Source organism: Streptomyces sp. NPDC001634 (genome assembly GCF_040298185.1).
Taxonomy (GTDB): domain Bacteria; phylum Actinomycetota; class Actinomycetes; order Streptomycetales; family Streptomycetaceae; genus Streptomyces.
In genome coordinates this window covers 1-17,957 of the sequence record NZ_JBEOZU010000099.1, presented here as the reverse complement: position 1 = coordinate 17,957, position 17,957 = coordinate 1, and the positions used below count along the sequence as shown (strand labels likewise).

Here is a 17,957-nt window from a genome sequence, read left to right as displayed (position 1 = left end):
TCCCCTCCCCGCCCCTCTTCCGATGTGGGGCGGGGCGGGTCGTAGCCGTCCGCGGGCTGGGTGCGGCGGGGCGGGACCGGGCGTGGTGCTCAACCCCGGTCCCGCCAACGCCCCAGCCGTCGTATCGCCGGCACCGACCCCCGGCATTCAACATTCCCACATCCCCTCTCCTGGTCACGGTCACGCACACGCCAACCGGCATCGGAAGAACAGGAGCGCGCAGACCTGACCGACACGGTCTGCTGCCGCACCGCCGAACCGGCCCGTGACCAGGAGAGAGCCATGACCGGCGTTACCGCCCTTGCCAGCCCCCCAGCACCCGTGGCGCCCACCCGCTACACCGTCACGCTCGCCCGTGACGAGGCCGACGTCCGGGCCGCCCAGCGGCTGCGCCACGATGTCTTCGCGGGGGAGATGGGCGCGCTCCTGTCCACCCCGCAGCCGGGCCTCGACATCGACTCCTTCGACGCGTACTGCGATCACCTCCTCGTCCGCGACACACTGACCGACCAGGTCGTCGGCACCTACCGGCTGCTCCCGCCCGAGCGCGCGGCCATCGCCGGGCGGCTGTACTCGGAGGGCGAGTTCGACCTCGGCCCGCTCGACGGGATCCGCCCCGGACTCGTCGAGGTCGGCCGCTCCTGCGTCCACCCCGATCACCGCGACGGCGCGGTCATCGGCCTGATCTGGGCGGGGATAGCCCGCTACATGGTCCAGAGCGGCCACGAGTGGCTGGCCGGCTGCTGCTCCCTGCCGCTCGCCGACGGCGGAGCGCTCGCCGCGGGCACCTGGGATCGGGTGCGGGCCAAGCACCTGGCGCCCGAGGAGTACCGCGTACGGCCGCTGCTGCCCTGGCGCCCCGACACCCCGGCCCCGGCCGAGCGCATCGAGCTGCCGCCGCTGCTGCGCGGCTACCTCCGCCTGGGTGCCTGGGTCTGCGGGGAGCCCGCGCACGACCCGGACTTCGGCGTCGCCGACCTGTACGTCCTGCTGTCGATGCGCCGGGTCAACCCGCGCTATCTGCGGCACTTCCTCTCGCTCGTCCCCGCGTGATGAACACGCCCCGGATCAGTGTGACGAGCGCGTCCCGGACCGGCCTGACCCTGCGTGTGCGCCGTGCCACGCCGGTGCTTGTGGGCCCGGGCGTCAGCACGGCAGCGCTCCCGGGCACCACGGCGGTGCCCAGGCCCCGGCGCGCCGGCCCGCGGCCCGCGACGGCCACCCCGCCGAGCGCATGGCTGCCGAGTGCACCGTGCTCGCCGGAGTCCTGTGTGGACGCCACGGCGTCGGCGGCCGCGCTGCCGCGTGCCGTGCTCCGGCTCGCAACCGTCCTGCCCGTGCTCATCACCGGGATCGTGCTCTCCCCGGTCGTGCGCCAACTGCCCGTCTCCCTCCGCGAGCGGATCATCAGAGCCTGGTGCCGGACCGTCGTGCGCGCCGCGGGCGTCCGGGTCCGGATCACCGGGACCGCCCCGCGGCGTGGCGGTCTGCTGATGGTCGCCAACCACATCTCCTGGCTGGACATCCCGCTGCTCGCCGCCGTTCGCCCCGGCCGGATGCTCGCCAAGACCGAGATCCGGCAGTGGCCGGTGGCCGGCGCGCTGACCGCGCGCAGCGGTGCGCTCTTCATCGAACGGGACCGGCTGCGGGCACTGCCCGACACGGTCGCGCGGATCGCGGACGGCCTGCGCGCCGGGTCGGCAGTCGTTGTCTTCCCCGAGGGGAGCACATGGTGCGGCCGGGCGCAGGGCCGTTTCCGGCGGGCCGTCTTCCAGGCGGCGCTTGACGCCGGCGTCCCTGTTCAGCCGGTACGTCTCCACTACCGGCTCGACGGGGGCCCGGCCAGCACCGCGCCCGCGTTCGTGGGGAGCGACTCACTGCTGACGTCACTGTGGCGGGTCGTGTCGGCACGGCGGCTCATTGCGGAGGTCCGGGTCACGCCGGTGCTCGAACCGGACAACGGGACCGACCGGCGCGGCCTCGCCCTGGCCGCGCAGCGGGCCGCGGGGCTGCCGAAGGAGGTCCACGCGGAGCGGCCCGCGCACCTCTGACGTACCGTCACTGTACGGGCGTACGGCCCGGGAACGTCCCCGGAGCCGTACGACCCTGTCGGCCGGACCACAGCCGCCCCTCGGACGGCCGCCTCTCGTCGCTCTCCGAGTCATTGCTACGGTTCACCGATGTCCGAATCTTCACGCGATACGGCCGAGGGCGCCGGCTGGGGCGCCGCGGAACGCGGCAGCTACCGCACGTTGATGCCCCGTCAGGTCGAGAAAATCTCCTGGCTCAACCCGAGAACCCTCTGGGCGGCCCGCAACGGCGTGCTGGCCTCCTGGTTCGGTGACCCCACCGGTCGGACCCGAAGTCGCTGGGTGGCACAGCGGGAAGCGGCGGGCGCGCCCGCCGACAAGGTGATCCGACGCGACGATCCGGACCGCTTCTCCTTCATGGTCATGGGGGACACCGGAGAGGGGGACGACCCTCAATACGCCGTCGTACCGGGCTTTCTGAAGATGAGCCAGGACACACGGTTCGCAGTCGTCGCCAGCGACGTGATCTATCCGGTCGGCACCACCGACGACTACGGCACGAAGTTCTTCCGCCCGTACCAGGACTACCACGCCCCTCTCTACGCCATACCCGGCAACCACGACTGGTACGAGGACCTGAACGGGTTCATGCGCGTGTTCTGCGACACCGCGCCGCCCGCCCCGCTCCCCGCTCCCCGCCCGCTGACCCGCGCCTGGCTGCGCTCGCTGCTGTGGCACACGCCGCGTACGCCGGACGAACAACGCCTCGCCGAGGCACGGCAGTTGCGTTCCGCTCCCGCCCAGCAGGCCCTCCAGCCCGGCCCGTACTGGGCCATCGACGCCGGTCCCGTCCGCATCATAGGAATCGACACCGGCCTCCTGGGCACCATCGACGCCGAGCAGGGCCGCTGGCTGCGTGAGGTCTCCCGAGGGCCCCGCCCCAAGATCCTCATCACCGGATCCCCCTTGTACGTGGACGGCGAGCACCATCCCTGTCCCATCGACGGCGGCGGTACGGTCGACGACATCGTCCGTGACCCCGAGCACCACTACGTCGCGGCGATAGGCGGCGACATCCACAACTACCAGCGCTATCCGGTGCAGGTCGACGGCCGCACCCTCCAGTACGTGGTCTCGGGAGGCGGAGGCGCGTTCATGCACGCCACCCACACGATTCCGCGTGTGTCCATAGCGAACGTCGACGAGAAGGACTTCCGCTGCTATCCCCTGCGCGGGGACTCCCTGGCCTTCTACAGCAGGCTCTACGGACGCCGCCTGCGGCTGCACCGCTTCTTCACGCTCACGGAGGCGGAGGCGATGGCCGTGATCGCCGAGCGCCTCGGCATCCCCCCGACCCGCGCCCAGGGCGCGTCCGCCCGGGTCACCCTGCGGACCCGTCTCGTCGCCGGTCTGCTGGGCGCCGGAGGCCGCCCCGACAAGACCTCACGGTTCCGGCTGCCCGTGCGCAAGATCTACACCCAGCTCTTCTCGCCGAGTTCGGCCACCTACAGCCCGCCCTTCTTCAAGAGCTTCCTGCGCCTGGACGTCACCCCGGAGTCGGTCCGGCTGCGCTGCTTCGCGGCGACCGGCAATCTGCGCGAGGAGCTCGACCCGCCGGTCGAGGACGAGGTGACCATCCCGCTGGTGTGAGGAGGGGGCGCGCCGGGCAACCGCCGGTGACGCCCTGACCACCGCCCTCGTGTCCGTGGGCGCGCGCCTGTGCGCTTGCGCGCTTGCGCGAGAACCATCGTTCTCGTACCCGTGGTGCGCAGTGGAGAACGAGCGTTCTCGATGCTCGGGCACCCTCACCTCACGGAGACGAAATGACGCACGAACCACGCCCCCCGTTCCCGCCGTTCACCCGGGAGACGGCCACGGAGAAGGTGCGACTGGCGGAGGACGGCTGGAACTCCCGCGATCCCGAAAAGGTCGCGCTCGCCTACACGGTGGACTCCCGCTGGCGCAACCGCGCCGAGTTCGCCAACGGCCGCGACGAGATCGTCGCCTTCCTCACCCGCAAGTGGCGGCGGGAGCTGGACTACCGGCTCATCAAGGAGCTGTGGGCCTTCGACGGCAACCGCATCGCCGTGCGCTTCGCCTACGAGTGCCACGACGACTCGGGCAACTGGTTCCGCTCCTACGGCAACGAGAACTGGGAGTTCGACGACAACGGCCTGATGCTCCGGCGCTACGCGTGCATCAACGACCTGCCCATCAAGGAGTCGGAGCGCCTGTTCCACTGGCCGCTGGGCCGCCGGCCCGATGATCACCCCGGTCTGAGCGACCTGGGTCTCTGACGGGCCGGTCAGGATCTGCTGAGAACATCCTGGGCGGGTACGGAGACCTCGCTCGCCCCCTGGCCGGAACGGTGCACTCCGCGCGTCGGCGCCGAATAGGCCAGGTGCACGAGCCGGGACTGCTCCTGGCGCATGTACATGAACGATTCGAGAATGTAGCCCACGAGCAGCACAAGCACCGCAATCGTCATGATGGCAGCCGCGAGAATCGCCGTGGGGAAGCGCGGCACCACACCCAGGCGGACGAAGTCGATGACGACGGGCGTGCCGAGGACGATCGAGACAAGGGCGAGCAGACCCGCGACAGCGGTGTGGACGAGGGAGGGCCGCTCGCGTCGCGCCAGGCTGAGGATGAGCATGAAGATGCGCCAGCCGTCCCGGTAGGTGCGCAGTTTGCTCACGCTGCCGGCCGGCCGGTCCTTGAATCCCACCGCGAGCTCTGCCGTGGGCAACCGGAGGTTGAGTGCGTGGACCGTCATCTCGGTCTCGGTCTCGAACTCGCGTGACAGTGCGGGGAAGGACTTCACGAAGCGCTGGGAGAATACCCGGTAGCCGCTGAGCATGTCGGTGACTTCGTTGCCGAACAGCGAGCGCACCGCGCCTGTGAGCAGCTTGTTGCCCACCGCGTGCCCGGCGCGGTAGGCGCCGTCGACCGTCTCGCGGCGGGCGCCGATGACCTGGTCGTAGGGTCCTTCGAACAGCAGGTCCACCATGTCCCGTGCCCGCGAGGCGTCATAGGTGTCGTCGCCGTCGATGATGAGCACCGCGTCGGCCTCGAGATCGGCGAAGGCGCGCCGGATGACGTTGCCTTTGCCCTTGCGGTGTTCGTGCCGGATGATCGCGCCCGCCTCGCGGGCCACGTCCACGGTGCGGTCGGTCGACGCGTTGTCGTACACGTAGATGTCGGATTCGGGGAGTGCCGCCCGCAGATCGCGCACCACCTTGCCGATGGCTGCTTCTTCGTTGTGGCACGGCACCACGCAGGCGATCGTCGGGCTCACGGCTGCTCCTCAACTCAGTGAATACTGCCCATATGTGGACATAATGCAGCGCATGTGCGCCTAAGTGGCGGGGGCGCACCGTGCCGTTACTCTCTGCTGTGTGTCGGACGGTGCGTCTTTGGTGCTGCGCATGCGCGGTGCCGTCGCTGGAATCTGGCGTGAGGCGGCCGCATTCGGGCTCGTCGGCGCCTTCGCCCTCATCGTGGACAGTGGCACCTACAACCTGCTGGTCTTCGGCCTCCCGGGCGTGGCCGGCGGACCGATGGAGGCGCTGCCGGTCCAGGCCTCGGCGGTTGCGACGGGTGTTGCGGCGATTGTCGGCTGGGCGGGCAACCGTTGCTGGACGTACCGGCATCGGCGCCGCGGCAACGTGGCACGCGAGCTGATCCTGTTCGTCGTCGTCAACGTCGCGGGCCTGGTGATCACTGCGGGCGCGGTCGTGCTGTCGCGGCAGTTGACGGGATATCACTCCGTCCTGGGCGACAACGTCGCCCGCTCGCTCGGCTGGGCCGCTGCCACGCTGCTGCGTTTCGTCGCCTATCGGCGCCTCGTCTTCGCCGCGGCCTGAACGGGAACGCCGCACCTCGGCATCGGTGTGCCGCGCCAACGCGACGCCAGCTTCGTCACCTTGCGTGCTCACTCGTTTACACGCTGTTACGCTCCCGGCGCATGGAACATACCCAAGTGATCCGGTGCGAACGTCGACGCTGGGTCTGGGGGCTGGCGGCCATCGCCGCGGCCTGCTGCCTGCTCTCCTCCGTCGTGTTCTCCCCCGGGTTCATGAGCCCGGACAGCCTCGACCAACTGGGCCAGGCCCAGGGCAAGGAGCCACTGACGGACTGGCACCCGCCCGTGCTGGCCCTGGTGTGGCGCGCGCTCATCGCGCTGACCGGCACGCCCGCGACCATGGCGCTGCTGCAGTGCGCCATCCTCTGGGCGGCCCTGTGGGTCTTCGCCGCGTGCGTATGGGACCTCACCGGCAGCCGCCCGAAATCCCTGGCCGTCATGGCCATCGGACTGGCGCCCCACGTCCTGACATTCGCCGGAGTGGTGTGGAAGGACGTCCACATGGCGTTCGCGCTCCTCGCCGCTTGCGCTGTCGGCCTCCTCGGCAGGCGCCTGCCGCCCGGCCGCCCGCGTCTGCGCTGGACCCTGCTGGCCGTGGGCGCGCTCCTCCTCGCCTACGCCGTCCTGGTCCGCAAGAACGCAGTCTTTGCCGTGATCCCGGTCTTCGTGATGCTCCTTCGCGCACTGTGGCCGACTCCGGGACTCCGTGTGTGGCTGGCCTCCTCGCTGGCCCTCTTCGCCGCCGTAGTCGTGCCCGGTGTCGCCATCTCCGCCTTCGCGCAGCCCCAGCGGACCGGCCAGAGCTCCCAGATCATGCTCGACGACCTCGTGCACGTACTGAGCGTGGACGAGGTCGAGAAGGCGGCCGAAGCGGCGGCGACGACATCGGACTTCCGGATGCGCCTCCACCTCGCTGCCCAACAGTGCGAGCAGACCCAGACGCTGTCCGACACCTACTTCAACTGCTATCCGCGCGACGAGAGGGCCGGCGCAGGCGAACTGGCCCTCCATGCGGACGAGCTCAGATCCATGTGGATCAGCCAGATCCCCCGCCATCTGCCCCAGTACGTCCAGTACCGCCTGCAACTGTTTTCACTTCTGCTGTTCAAGACCTCGTACCAGTACCAGTTCGGAATCACCCGCAACAGCCTCGGCCTCACCGTGACCCACCCCCGGCTCGAGGCCGCACTCCAGACCTACGTCCTCGGCGCCCTGAGGGACCTGCCGCTCCTTTTCGCCGGGTGGCTGTGGCTGGCCGTCGCGCTCTTCCTCTCCATCCGGCCCGGCGGGGGAGCGCTCTCCCTGCCCGTCCGGGCACTGGGAATGAGCTCCCTGGCCTATGTGCTCGGCTACCTGCCCATCATTCCGGCAACGGACTTCCGCTACCTCTACTGGCCCGCCCTCGCCGGCACCCTCGGCCTGCTCCTCAGCCGGCTGCAACGCGGCACCACAGCACCCACCCCCGAAACCCCTGCCGTACAAACCGGTCAGATGACCGTACGCCAGTCCACAGGCCCCAGGAGCGACCAGCTGACCGGCTGAAAACGCCGGGCGGGCGCCTCACTGCGGCTTCCGCGAACTCCCCGACGCCCAGTCGTTGTGCTTTCAAGCATGGCTGCCCATCATGGAGAAGCCGGGTTCGGCCCGGCAGGGGGTCGGGGAGGCAGCGGTGAGCCACTACGACCCTCAGCGACGGAAAGCGGCCGACGGCCTGGTCGGGCGGGGTGAAGAGCTGGCGCTCGTGCGGTCGTTCCTCGACGGCTCCGCGGGCGAGGGCGGATCGTTTCTCCTGGTCGGGGAACCGGGCGTCGGCAAGACCGTGCTGCTCGACTGTGCCGCCGAAGCCGCGCTGAAGGCGGGGACGCGGGTTCTGCGTGGCGCCGGCGCGGAGTTCGAGGCCGACGTCAGCTACTCGGGACTCCATCAGCTTCTGCTACCGCTGGAGCCCGAATTCGGGACGCTCGGTCCTGTGCAACACAGCGCCCTCTCCGTGGTGTTGGGATTCGGCGCCGGTCCGCCCCCGGACCGGCCGGCCGTGTCCGAGGCGGTGCTCGCCCTGCTCCGTCTCACCGCCGCCCGTCGGCCGTCGCTGGTGATCGTGGACGATGTGCAGTGGCTCGACCGGGCGAGCGCCGACGTGCTGGGATTCGTCGCGCGCCGACTCGCCGGCAGCCACGTCGGGTTTCTCTCCGCGTCGCGTCCGGGAACCGAAGGCTACTTCGAACGTGCCGGCCTGACCGAGCACGAACTGCGGCCCCTGGACGACGAGGCCGCTACGGACCTGCTGCAGGCCCGCTTCCCGGACCTGGTGCCCCGGGACCGGGTGCGCCTGGTGGCGGAGGCGCAGGGCAATCCGCTGGCGCTGCTGGAGCTGGCGGCCGAGGCCGGCGGTCTGCAGCCGGTGGCGGCCCCCGGAGCACCGTCGATCGTGTCGCCCGTACGGCGGCTGCAGACCCTGTTCGCGTCACGGGTGGCCGAACTCCCCGCCCCGACCGGCCGGCTCCTGTTGCGTGCCGCCCTGGCCGCCACGGGCGATCCACGCATCCTGCAGTCCACCGGGCACGGTGAACCCGGTCCCGGTGATCTGGCCCCCGCCGAGCGGGCCGGGCTGGTTCGTCTCGACGAGCACACCCGCCGTGTCGTGTTCGTCCATCCCCTGATCCGCTCCGCGGTGGTGAAGCGGTCGACGAGCAACGAGCGGCGTGCGGCCCACCGGACGCTGGCCCGGCTGCTGGAGGACCAGCCCGAGCGCCGGGCGTGGCACCTCGCGGAGGCGAGCCTCGAGCCCGATGAGCAGGTGGCGGCGCTGCTCGCCGAGATCGCACGGCGTGTCCTGCAGCGGGGTGACGCCGTCGGCGCCGTGGCCGCGTTGCTGCGGGCCGCCGAGCTGAGCCCGAGCGGCGCCGACCGGAGCCGTCGACTGGCCGAGGCGGCGTACATCGGTGCGGATGTGACCGGCGAACTGCGCAGCACACCGCAGCTGCTGGCCGCCGCCCACGCCGCCGATCCCGGGCACAACGAGGCGTTGCACGCCGCCGTCGCCGCCTCGTACATGCTCCTCTCCGGCGAGGGCGACATCGACACCGCCCACCGTCTGCTCGTCGGGGCCCTGGAGGCCTTTCCGGTCCGCGACAGTGCCTGCGACCGGGTCCTGACCGAAGCGTTCCAGACCCTGCTCCTCGTCTGCTTCTACGGCGGGCGAGCGGAACTGTGGGACGCCTTTTACACGGCCGTCGAACGTTTCGCGTCCCACGTCGTCCTCATGTCCCTGTGCGGCGACACCTACTGCGACCCGGTACGCACCGCGGGCGCCGCGCTCGACAGCCTCGACCGCCTGATCGATGCGAGTGACAAGGAGGCCGACCCGGCCCGGATCATCTGGCTCGGCACCGCCGGTATCCATGTGGACCGGCTCCCGGGCCTGCGCACGGCGCTGTGGCGCGTGGTCAGGGACGGACGGCAGGGGGGAGCCGTCGCCTCGGCCATCAGCGCACTGCTGTTGCTGGGCTTCGACGCCTTTGTGACCGGCAGATGGGAGGAGGCACAGCAACTGGTCGACGAGGGCGTCGGGCTGTGCGAGACCCATGGCTACGAGCTCTACGCGTTGCCGGGACGCTACATCAGGGCCCTCCTCGCCGCCGGCCGCGGTGACTTCGAGGCGGTCGACGCATTGACCGATGACTTCACCCGCTGGGCCGCGCCCCGGGGGATCCGCACGGCCCAGATGTACGCCGCGCACGCCCGTGCTCTGGCGGCACTGGGACGAGGCGACTATGAGGAGGCCTACCAGCAGACGACCGCGATCAGCCCGGCAGGTTCCTTCCCCTACCGAGTCGCCATCGCGGTGTGGGTTCCCATGGACCTCGTCGAGGCCGCCGTCGGAAGCAACGGCCACACCGAGGCGAACGCGCATGTCACAGCCATGCGCGAAGCCGGTGTCGCCGCGCTGTCCCCACGACTCGCGCTCCTTTCGGCGGGCTCCGCCGCCATGGCCGCCTCGGGCAGCGCGGCCACCGCGCTCTTCGAGGAGGCGCTCGCCGTCCCCGGGGCCGATTCCTGGACCTTCGAACTGGCCCGGGTGCGGCTGGCCTACGGCGAACATCTGCGCCGGACCCGGGCCATCACCGCTTCACGGGTGCAGCTCGGCGCGGCGCTCGACGCCTTCCGGCGCATGGGGGCGCGGCCATGGGCGACCAGAGCCGAGAACGAACTGCGGGCCACCGGCCGGACCAGATCGCGCGGAGGCGAGCTGGGGCCGGACGCCCTCACCTCGCGGGAACGCCAGATCGCCGTACTGGCAGCCTCCGGGCTGAGCAACAAGCAGATCGGCGAACGGCTCCGGCTGTCCGCCCGGACGGTCGGAGCCCACCTGCGTCATATCTTCGGGAAACTCCAGGTCTCCTCCCGGGCCGCGCTCCGCGACGCTCTCGGCCCGTCGGCCGCCGGGCCGTCGGACGACGAGGGCACGCCCCGGGAGCCGTACGAGAACTGACCCCGTATGCCCGGCCGTCGGAGACGGCGATGTACGCCCGGTCGTCGAAGACGGCTCTGTACGCCCGGCCGTCGGAGACGGCGACAGTCATTTGACCGATGTCTGCGATCGCGCGCGCTCGCAGACTCGTGGTGTCCCCGACGCGTGGAGGTTCGCACGATGTCTGCCCCGTCCTCCGTTGCCGCTCTGCCCTCCGTTGCCGCTCTGCCCTCCGTTTCCCTTGATCGCGCCGGAAGATCGGCGACACGCGATGAAAATCCCTGACAGCCTTGCTCCCGTGGTGTGCCGGATGCTCGTCCGTCTCCTCGCCGAAGAAGATGTGGACCGGCCCGTAGTGGCAGATCTGATCTACGACAGCGCCGATCCGTACGCCGTCTGCATGACCTTCCAGCTGTGCCAGGAGGCATCCGTGCAGTGGGTGATCGGCCGCGATCTCCTCCTGGACGGACAGCGTGAGCTGACCGGCCTCGGTGACGTCCAGGTCTGGCCGTCGCAGGACAGGGGAGTGCACCGGGTCTGCATCGCGCTGCGCCCGTTCCCGGAGGGCGAACCGGCCGTGCTGGCGGTATCGGCACGGGCCCTCGAAGGGTTCCTGCGGCGCACCCTGGACGTGGTTCCGCTCGGAACGGAGGGGCGTCACCTGGACCTGGACTCCATCGCCGACCACCTCCTCGACTGAAAGGAGAGCGCCCGATGAACACACATCTCCCCGCCCCCGTCGCCGAGTTCTGGGCGTGGCAGCTGTTCGCAGCCTGCCGGGGCATGGACGTCTCGATGTTCTTCTCCCCTCCGGGGGAGAGGGGATCAATACGGCGCGAGCGGGAGGAACGTGCCCGCGCGGTGTGCAGAGGCTGCCCGGTCCGGGACGCATGCGCCCGGTTCGCGCTCAGTACGGGGCAGCACTACGGCGTGTGGGGCGGACTCTCGGAAGGAGAGCGGCACGAGCGTATGACTACCGACCGTGGTCTTCCTGTCGTGGCAGTGAGGCGAGGGCCTCGCCCAGCGTGACGCGGGAGGTGATGCCGAGTTTGGGAAAGATCCGGTGCAGATGGGCCGCCACGGTGCGATGGGAGAGGTAGAGCTCCGCGCCGATCTGTTTGTTGGTCATGCCGGTTGCGGCGAGCATCGCGATCCGGTGCTCCTGCGCGGTGAGCGGGCTGGTCCGCACCCACGGGTGCGCCCAGGCGGTGATGTGGCCGGTCGCCCGTAGCTCGTCCGCGGCCCGTGCGGCCCAGGGCGCGGCGCCGAGATGGTGGAAGGTGTCGAGGGCGGCGGCGAGATGAATCCGGGACTCCTTGACGGCGTGCCGGCGTCGCAGGTGTTCGCCGTAGGCGAGGCGGACGCGGGCCAGTTCGAAGGGCCAGCGGTCGACACCGGGCAGGGCGAGAGCCTGCTCGAACAGCCCGTCGGCCCTGTCCGGGCCGGCCCCGTCCGCGGAGGCGGCGAGGGCTGCCGACCCGGTCGTGATCAGGGCCAGGCGGGGCGAGAGGGCGGCGAGACCGGCCTGCCGCATCGCGGTCACATGGGCGCGCGCTTCGGCCTGGCGCCCCGTGCGGACGGCGGCTTCCACGAGGTCCAGCGGAACCCACAGGGCCTCCGGGACATGGTGGGCCAGGGTTCCCGCGGGACTGATCGCCGAGGCGTTGCGGTAGGCGTCCTCGTAGTCGCCGCGTCCCAGAGCGGCGAGTGCCGAGGCCTGCCGGGCGGAGTGCTCCATGGAGCGGCTTCCACGGGGCTCTGCCCATGCCGTGATCTGCCGGGCCAGCGTCCGCACTGTGGCGTCGTCGCCTCGCGCCGCGGCGAGCAGTGCCCGGGCCAGCCGGAAGGGCCATGCCAGCAGCTGGTAGCCGTGCAGCTCGCACAGTCTCAGGCCTTCCTCGACGAGCCGCGCGCACTCGTCCCACTGACCCGTCATGAAGTCGTCCAGGCACAGCACCGTCAGTGCGTTGATGGCCGAGGCGACGGCACCCCCCTCGCGCCCGTCGTCGACGACGCGCCACAGGGCCGCGCGGCACCGCGTCGCCCGGTCCATGAAGAGCGCCGTCATGCCGATCCGCTCGATCCGGGTCGGGTCGGTCTCCCACTGCAGGTCGTCGATGGCGGCGTCGAGCCGGGCGAGGGCTTGCGGGGTGGTGCGTGCCGGGTCGGCGAGTACGGCGACGAGCAGCTCCAGGAATGGAGGGAGCCGGACCGTGAGTTGGTTCATCACGGCGTGATAGGTGTCCCACAGTTCGGGGGTGCCGCCGTAGACGCATACCCGTAGCAGGGTGCGCAGCGCGTCGAAGAGCGCGCCGTCGTCACCGCCGTCGGAGCGGCCTGCCCGGCCGGTGATCGCGCCGACCAGCAGCCGGTGGGCCGTGCGGACGTCACCGTCACGATGGAGCAGCACATGGGACGCCGCGACCGCTGCCTGCACCGAACCCCTGAGCTCGGGGTCGGCGCGCCGGACCTCCACGAGCAGGCGTGCCGCCGTGCGCAGTTCCCCGGCGACGTCGGAGCCCACGTAGACCGCCTCGGCCAGGCGTCTGCCGCGGTCCGCGGGGTCCGGGCTGAGGTCGGCGGCGCGTACCAGCGCGTTGAAGGCACCGACGGCGTCACCGCGCCGACGGGCGCGGTGGGCGGTCTGCTCGAGGAGCGCCGCGACGTGTTCGTCGGGGTCGGCCGTGGCTTCCGCGAGGTGCCATGCGCGGCGGTCGGGCTGACCGGCCAGCACCCGCGCCAGGGCGCGGTGGGCGCCGAGGCGCTCGCCGCTGGGTGAACCGCCCACCACCGTTGCGCGGACCAGAGGGTGACGGAACGTCAGTCGGCCCGGGCCCCCTTCGGCGACCTGCACCAGCTGGGCCCGCTCCGCCGGGGCGAGATCCACCAGGGCGTCCTCGCCACCGGCGGCCCGCAGGACCCGCAGGTCGCCGGTGCCCTCCAGAGCGGCCAGCAGCAGGAGCCGGCGGGTGGGCGCCGGCAGTTCCTCGACCCGGGAGGCGTACAGGTCCTGCAGCCGGCGGCTGAGCGGGAGCACCCCGGAGGGGGCGCCCACCGAGGCATGCTGCTGATCGGTGAGCGTGGCGGGCAGTTCCAGCAGGGCCAGCGGATTGCCCTGGGCCTGCGCCAGCACGCGCCGCAGGGCGCGCGCCCCGAGCAGCGGGAAACGCGTGCCGACCAGACCGGCCGCGGCCTCGCCGTCCAGGGGGCGGATCTCCAGCTCCGGCAGCCCGGCTCTGTCGAAGAACTTCTCGATGCCCGGACGCCGGGCGGCAAGGAACCCCACCCGGCTCCCGGCCAGGCGCCGGGCGACGAATGCGAGCGCCGCCGCGCTCGCACGGTCGACCCATTGAAGATCGTCGACGATCAGCAGCAACGGACGGGCCTGCGCGGCACGACGAAGCAGCGCGAGGGCCGCGCCGTAGACGACAAGATGGTCCACCGCAGCGCCTTCACGGATGCCCAGCGCCACCTCGAGCGCGTCACGGTGAACGGAGCCGAGTCCGTCGAACTCCCGCTGCAACGGCATCAGTACGTGCTTCAGGGCGGAGAAGCTCAGATCGGCGAGGAACTCGACGCCGTCGGAGCGCAGTACCAGGGCCCCGGCAGCCGACGCGGCCTTCGCCGCCACATCCAGAAGAACCGACTTGCCGACGCCGGGTTCCCCGGAGAGCAGCAGGAACCCACCGCTGGAGACCGCCTCGCCGACGAAGGACAGGAGCAGGGCCACCTCGCCGGCGCGTCCCACCAGTCCGTCGGCCGCCCTCCGCAGCGCCGCGTGGTCACCGTCCACGAGCCGCTCCCCTCCGAGATCCCAGCGCGGCCGGCAGCTCTCAGTACTCGTGCACGGCCGAACGGCCCTGCGGCATCCGGTGAGTCCGAGGCCCACCAGTTTGGCGCAATTGTGACTGTGATGGCTCATTCATGCCGTGAAACGGGGAGAATTTCGTGAAATTGGAGAGCGTTCTGCTTGCAATCTGATAATGGAGTGGTGAGTTGCGGCGTCACATGAGCCCCGCGACCCGGGCCAGCCTCCGGTACGAGTCCACGAGCGCCGTACGGTCGTACGTACTGGTCGTGACGAGCACCTCCTGCGCCCCGGTCTCCTTGATCAGATCGTCCAGCTCGTCGGCGACCTGCTCCTCGGTGCCCGCGATATGACCGGCGAGCCCGGCCTCGTAGAAGCCCCGTTCCTTTGCGCTCATCGGCAGGGACCCGACGCGCTCGGCGGGCGGCAGGGGCGGGAAGGAGCCGTGGGTACGCGCGTACGCCATCGACCAGGCCTCGGGGAGCAGGATGCGGTGGGCGCTCTGAGGGGTGTCGGCGACCGCGACGGTACCGGAGACGACGACGTACGGCTCCGCGGCCCACACGGAAGGCCGGAACGCCTCCCGGTAGTGCTCGATTCCGCGCAGCATCTTCTCCCGGTTGCGGAGATCGCCGATGACCATGGGCAGCCCGGCCCGGGCTGCGATCGCGGCACCCTCACCCATGGCCAGTACGAAGGGGGCACGGTCAGCCCCTCGGCCGGGCGGGCGTGCACACCGGTGGGTGAGGCACCGCGGAACCACCCCAGGAGCTCGGTGATGTGACCGGCGAAGTCGTCGACGTCGTCCTTGTCCCGGCCGAGCGCCTTGCGCACCCCGTCCGTGAAGCCCACGGAACGGCCGAGCCCCATGTCGATGCGTCCGGGGAAGAGAGACTCCAGCACGCCGAACTGCTCAGCCACGACAAGCGGTTGGTGGTTGGGCAGCATCACGCCGCCGGTCCCCACGCGGATGCTGCGGGTGGCCGCCGCGACGGCCGCGGCCAGGACGGTGGGTGCGGAACCGGCGACACCGGGCACGCCGTGGTGCTCCGAGACCCAGAACCGGTGGTACCCGAGCCCCTCGACCTCCTGCGCCAGCCGCACGGTGTCCCGTAGGGCCTCGGGTCCGTCGTGCCCTTCGCGGATGCGCGAGCGGTCGAGCACGGAGAAACGGGTTCCTGCGATCACTGAGCTCACACGAGGTTCAACGCTCGCACGAGCGTGGGATTCCCGGCGGTCAGCCGTCGGTGACGTTCGCGGTGAGCAGGCGCAGGAGTTGTTTGGCCATGGCGTCCTGCTCGGGGGTGAGGCCCATGGCGTCACCGATGGCGAGGGGGACGGTCCGTGCCCGGTCCTGGAGCCGGGCTCCCGCGTCGGTGAGGCGGATCGCGACCGAGCGTTCGTCCTCCGGGCGGCGCTCGCGACGGAGCAGCCCGTTCGCCTCCAGGCGCTTGAGGAGGGGGGAGAGGGTGCTGGACTCCAACTGGAGGGCCTGGCCCAGGTCGCGTACGGAGATGGAGTCCTGCTCCCAGAGCACCAGCATGACCAGGTACTGGGGGTAGGTGAGGCCGAGTTCGTCGAGCAGGGGCCGGTAGCGGGTGGTCACCGCGCGGGAGGCCGCGTAGAGGGCGAAGCAGAGCTGGTCGTCCAGAAGCAGCGAACCCTCCTGGGCCGGTTCGGTCGCCGGTGCGCTCACGGCATCGCTCCTTGGTCCTGGTGTCCGCATGCCGACCTCCACCCTAGCTTTCACGTTCATCCGATTCTATCGAGCCCAAATTAGTTGTGCACGACTTAATCGAGCGCTACTATCCCTGATGTGCCGCCGCTCCCGGCGAAGACCGCCGGCCGAGCCTGCCTGCGGCACCCGTCCGAGGAGACCGCCATGACCGAACCGACCGGCCCCCGTCCCGTCCTCGAGCCCGCCGCCCAGGCCTTCGCCGAGGCCACCGCCAATCCGCCCTACCTCTTCGACCTCGGCCCGGCCGGCGGCCGCAAGGCCGTCGACGAGGCGCAGTCCGGCGAGGTGGTCAAGCCTGTCGTCGCCGAGGAGTGGGTCACCGTGCCCGGTGGCCCCACCGGCCAGGTCCGTGCCCGCATCGTCCGCCCCGCGGGAGCCGAGGGGGTCCTGCCGGTGATCCTCTACATCCACGGCGCCGGCTGGGTCTTCGGCAACGCCCACACCCATGACCGCCTGGTCCGTGAACTCGCCGTCGGCGTCGGCGCCGCCGTCGTCTTCCCCGAGTACGACCTCTCGCCGGAGGCCCGCTACCCCGTCGCCATCGAGCAGAACTACACCGTCGCCCGCTGGATCGTCGACGAAGGCGCAGGCCACCACCTGGACGCCACTCGTCTCGCGGTGGCCGGAGACTCCGTCGGCGGCAACATGGCCGCGGCGCTGACCCTGATGGCCAAGGAGCGCGGCGACGTGCCCCTCGTGCAGCAGGTCCTCTTCTACCCGGTGACCGACGCCGCCTTCGACACCGGCTCGTACCACCGGTTCGCCGAGGGCTACTTCCTGCGCCGTGACGCCATGCAGTGGTTCTGGGACCAGTACGCGACCGACGAGAAGGAGCGCGCCGAGATCACTGCGTCCCCGCTGCGTGCCACCACGGAGCAACTGCGCGGCCTGCCTCCGGCCCTGGTCATCACCGCCGAGGCCGACGTCCTGCGCGACGAGGGCGAGGCTTACGCCGGCAAGCTGCGCGAGGCCGGTGTCCCGGTCACTGCCGTCCGCTACCAGGGCATCATCCACGACTTCGTCATGCTCAACGCCCTGCGCGGGACACGCGCCGCCGAGGCCGCCATGAGCCAGGCGATCGGCACCCTGCGCACGGCGTTCGGAACCGCCTGACCACTGACGCGCCCCACGGGCCCGCCCCGGCCGGAGCGGACAGGCCGGGCCCGGGCTTGGCCCCGAGGTATGACGCGATATAGCGTTAGTTCCTGTCGTGGATTCGAGCACCGGCGTCCGTGTCCGGTGGGGTCTCCAACGGGATCGGGGTGAGGGAATGTCGGGAGAGCTCTCGCAGGCCGGGAAGTTCATGGGCTCGGGTGCGTCGCCCGCACTGCGGGCCTCGCACGCGGACCGCGAGCGGGTCGTCGACGTGCTGCGTATCGCGGCGGGGGACGGCCGGCTGACATCGGGCGAACTCGACGAGCGTCTGGAGGCCGCCTTCTCCGCGCGCACCATGGGCGAGCTGTCCGTCCTGACCGCCGACCTCCCGGCCGTGGTGGCAGTGGACGGGGCCGCGGCCGAGGTCAAGGACGTCATCCGGATCGACCAGCAGGGCAGCTCGGCCCGGCGCGGCGGCCGGTGGGTGGTTCCACGGCGGATGGACATCTGCTCGGCCTGGGGCGATGTGACACTCGACTTCACCCAGGCGCTGATCACTCAGGACACTCTGCGCATCGATCTGGACATACGCGGCGGCGGCCTGACCCTCTTGACCCGGCCGGGCATCGTCGTGGACACCGACTCCCTGGCCGCGAGCTACGCCCAGATCAAGAGGCGCCAGGACGGTACGACCGATGTGCCGGTCGTCCTGCGTATCGAGCTGAACGGCCAGATCAAGTACGGCCAGGTCGTGGTCCGCTCCCCGCGGCGCACCCTCCGGCAGTGGCTGCTCCGCAGGCCCGCGGCAGGACCCTCGCCGGCCGGCTGACTCGCACCGACCGGCGGCTCACCGCCGGCGGAGCCGGAACAGGGGCCGGGGGTGGCCGGGGTGGGGGCCCACGCCCCGCCCCACCACTCCAAACTGAAGATACTCGAATACGTGAGAGACA

At 71.0% G+C, this 17,957-nt stretch carries 14 protein-coding genes and 1 pseudogene; 11 read left to right on the top strand and 4 right to left on the bottom strand.

The annotated features are described in order from the left end of the window. Positions 1 to 282: 282 nt before the first annotated feature. The 4 genes from ABT186_RS40370 (at position 283) to ABT186_RS40355 (ending at position 4,327) form a co-directional block, all read left to right on the top strand. Complete coding sequence (locus ABT186_RS40370) at positions 283 to 1,053, top strand: GNAT family N-acetyltransferase (protein WP_351231091.1); 771 nt, start codon at positions 283 to 285, stop codon at positions 1,051 to 1,053. Continuing rightward, positions 1,050 to 2,051, top strand: coding sequence for a lysophospholipid acyltransferase family protein (locus ABT186_RS40365; protein WP_351929322.1), 1,002 nt, complete (start codon positions 1,050 to 1,052; stop codon positions 2,049 to 2,051). Before ABT186_RS40370 ends, ABT186_RS40365 begins: the two co-directional genes overlap by 4 nt. 129 nt (positions 2,052 to 2,180) lie before the next feature. After that, positions 2,181 to 3,680, top strand: a complete 1,500-nt coding sequence (locus ABT186_RS40360) for a metallophosphoesterase family protein (protein WP_351929320.1) — start codon at positions 2,181 to 2,183, stop codon at positions 3,678 to 3,680. Between the two features lie 173 nt (positions 3,681 to 3,853). Next, positions 3,854 to 4,327 carry a nuclear transport factor 2 family protein gene (locus ABT186_RS40355; RefSeq protein ID WP_351231097.1) on the top strand — a complete coding sequence of 158 codons (474 nt, stop codon included), beginning with the start codon at positions 3,854 to 3,856 and terminating at the stop codon, positions 4,325 to 4,327. Positions 4,328 to 4,335: 8 nt separating this feature from the next. Here ABT186_RS40355 and ABT186_RS40350 read toward each other — a convergent pair whose 3' ends face one another. After that, positions 4,336 to 5,328 (bottom strand): glycosyltransferase family 2 protein, encoded by a 993-nt coding sequence (locus tag ABT186_RS40350; RefSeq protein WP_351231099.1) that lies wholly within the window; start codon positions 5,326 to 5,328, stop codon positions 4,336 to 4,338. A 100-nt stretch (positions 5,329 to 5,428) separates the two neighbouring features. Between ABT186_RS40350 and ABT186_RS40345 the strand changes: the two genes are divergently transcribed. The 5 genes from ABT186_RS40345 (at position 5,429) to ABT186_RS40325 (ending at position 11,395) form a co-directional block, all read left to right on the top strand. Further along, entirely contained in the window at positions 5,429 to 5,896 is a 468-nt protein-coding gene (locus tag ABT186_RS40345; protein WP_351231101.1) for a GtrA family protein, read from the top strand. A gap of 101 nt (positions 5,897 to 5,997) precedes the next feature. Beyond that, positions 5,998 to 7,437 (top strand): hypothetical protein, encoded by a 1,440-nt coding sequence (locus ABT186_RS40340; protein WP_351231103.1) that lies wholly within the window; start codon positions 5,998 to 6,000, stop codon positions 7,435 to 7,437. Between the two features lie 127 nt (positions 7,438 to 7,564). Continuing rightward, positions 7,565 to 10,387: an AAA family ATPase gene (locus ABT186_RS40335; protein ID WP_351929318.1), complete on the top strand. Its 2,823-nt coding sequence runs from the start codon at positions 7,565 to 7,567 to the stop codon at positions 10,385 to 10,387. Positions 10,388 to 10,676: 289 nt separating this feature from the next. Beyond that, positions 10,677 to 11,066, top strand: a complete 390-nt coding sequence (locus ABT186_RS40330) for an SsgA family sporulation/cell division regulator (protein WP_351231107.1) — start codon at positions 10,677 to 10,679, stop codon at positions 11,064 to 11,066. Between the two features lie 14 nt (positions 11,067 to 11,080). Beyond that, a complete protein-coding gene (locus ABT186_RS40325; protein ID WP_351231109.1) occupies positions 11,081 to 11,395 on the top strand; it encodes a WhiB family transcriptional regulator in 315 nt (104 codons plus the stop codon). Here ABT186_RS40325 and ABT186_RS40320 read toward each other — a convergent pair. The 3 genes and pseudogenes from ABT186_RS40320 to ABT186_RS40310 form a co-directional block, all read right to left on the bottom strand. Beyond that, positions 11,340 to 14,159, bottom strand: a complete 2,820-nt coding sequence (locus ABT186_RS40320; RefSeq protein ID WP_351231111.1) for a helix-turn-helix transcriptional regulator — start codon at positions 14,157 to 14,159, stop codon at positions 11,340 to 11,342. The two genes, ABT186_RS40325 and ABT186_RS40320, sit on opposite strands and share 56 nt — an antisense overlap. Positions 14,160 to 14,370: 211 nt before the next feature. Beyond that, a pseudogene (locus ABT186_RS40315) lies at positions 14,371 to 15,371 on the bottom strand (LLM class flavin-dependent oxidoreductase). Between the two features lie 40 nt (positions 15,372 to 15,411). Then, positions 15,412 to 15,870: a MarR family winged helix-turn-helix transcriptional regulator gene (locus ABT186_RS40310; RefSeq protein ID WP_351231115.1), complete on the bottom strand. Its 459-nt coding sequence runs from the start codon at positions 15,868 to 15,870 to the stop codon at positions 15,412 to 15,414. Between the two features lie 186 nt (positions 15,871 to 16,056). Here ABT186_RS40310 and ABT186_RS40305 point away from each other — a divergent pair, with 186 nt between their 5' ends. Further along, on the top strand, positions 16,057 to 17,025 hold the full coding sequence (locus ABT186_RS40305; protein WP_351929316.1) for an alpha/beta hydrolase: 969 nt from the start codon (positions 16,057 to 16,059) through the stop codon (positions 17,023 to 17,025). A gap of 157 nt (positions 17,026 to 17,182) precedes the next feature. Beyond that, positions 17,183 to 17,836: a DUF1707 SHOCT-like domain-containing protein gene (locus ABT186_RS40300; protein ID WP_351929314.1), complete on the top strand. Its 654-nt coding sequence runs from the start codon at positions 17,183 to 17,185 to the stop codon at positions 17,834 to 17,836. Positions 17,837 to 17,957: the final 121 nt, after the last annotated feature.